This window comes from Xanthomonas pisi DSM 18956 (assembly GCF_001010415.1).
In the GTDB taxonomy this organism is placed as follows: domain Bacteria; phylum Pseudomonadota; class Gammaproteobacteria; order Xanthomonadales; family Xanthomonadaceae; genus Xanthomonas; species Xanthomonas pisi.
Genome location: NZ_JPLE01000090.1, coordinates 1 through 1,257 on the forward strand (window position 1 = coordinate 1; position 1,257 = coordinate 1,257).

1 protein-coding gene is annotated in these 1,257 nt (G+C 61.8%); it reads left to right on the forward strand.

The features are described 5' to 3' along the window. Positions 1–246 precede the first annotated feature (246 nt). Positions 247–1,155, forward strand: a complete 909-nt coding sequence (locus Y887_RS16585; RefSeq protein ID WP_046965399.1) for an IS110 family RNA-guided transposase — start codon at positions 247–249, stop codon at positions 1,153–1,155. The last annotated feature ends 102 nt before the right edge of the window (positions 1,156–1,257 follow it).

Sequence of the window (1,257 nt, forward strand, 5' to 3'; positions counted from 1 at the left end):
TCGCGGGACCTCACGCCGCATGGATGCCGCGTCAGAGCCTTATCTGTTCGGATTCTGCCAGTCTGGGTGTCGAGAGCCGACGTGGGCCACCGTAAGAGCCTAGATCCTTGCCGATCGTCGTGTAGCTGGGTGCCCACGTCGGTTTCTCTCCTGTGTCGCCCGAACAGTTGCCAGAGTTGACGCTCGTAGATGTAAGGCTGGGCAGGCAGGGGAGCTCTCGACCCTTCAAGCCTAACGGAGTTCGCCATGAACGGCATCGGGATTGATGTGTGCAAGGCCATGTTGGATGTGGCCATCCATCGCGGCCCTTTCGCGCGGTTTCACAACACGCCAGCGGGCCATCACAAACTTCTAGCCTGGCTGGCAAACCAGCGGGCTGGCCAGATTGTCCTGGAGGCCTCTGGCGGTTATGAACAGCGGGTGCTCGATGCCCTATTCGTCGCCGGCCACCAAGTTGTGCGCGCCGATGCGCGCCGCTGCCATGCCTTCGCTACTGCCACCGGTCTGCCGGCAAAAACAGATCGTCTGGATGCTGCCAACCTGGCCTGCATGGCCGACACGCTAGAGCTGCGTCCCTATCAACCGTTGGAACCTTGGCGGCGAAAGCTGCGCGAGTTCGTGCGCGCGCGACAGCAGCTGGTGGACCTGACGATCAGTGCAGAGAACCAGTTGGAACACGTGACAGACACCATTTTGCGCCGCGCACTGCAGGCCAACATCAACCAGATGAAAAAGAACTGCGTGCGATTGGAAAAGCACATTGCCGAACAGGTCCACCAGCAACCGCAATTGCAGGCGATGCGCGCGTTCAAAGGCGTGGGAGCGACCCTGCAAGCAGTGATCGCCAGCTATTTGCCGGAGCTAGGAACCCTGGATGGCAAGGCCATTGCCAAGCTGGTCGGCGTGGCCCCGATCGCCCATGACAGCGGCAGCCTGCGCGGCGTCCGCCAGATCCGTGGCGGGCGCATCGAGGTGCGCAACGTGCTGTACATGGCATGCCTGTCTGCGATCCAGCACGAGCCACGGATCCGGGAGTTCTATCGGTCGCTGCGGGCACGCGGAAAGCCTGGCAAGGTCGCCGTCGTGGCGGCGATGCGCAAGATGATCGTCATCCTCAACGCCCGAGTCAGAGAGGCCCGAGCCGTCCCGGTGTGAGTGTCCATTTTGTTTGACGGAGCGAGGGCTGCTAACCAGCGGCCGGCACTGCCATGCCCGGCTTACGGAACGGATAAAGACCTCTCCAACAACACAGTTGCT

Bases quoted from the DNA above. Each gene is read 5' to 3' on its own strand.
- Y887_RS16585 (WP_046965399.1), top strand. From the start codon at position 247: ATGAACGGCATCGGGATTGATGTGTGCAAGGCCATGTTGGATGTGGCC.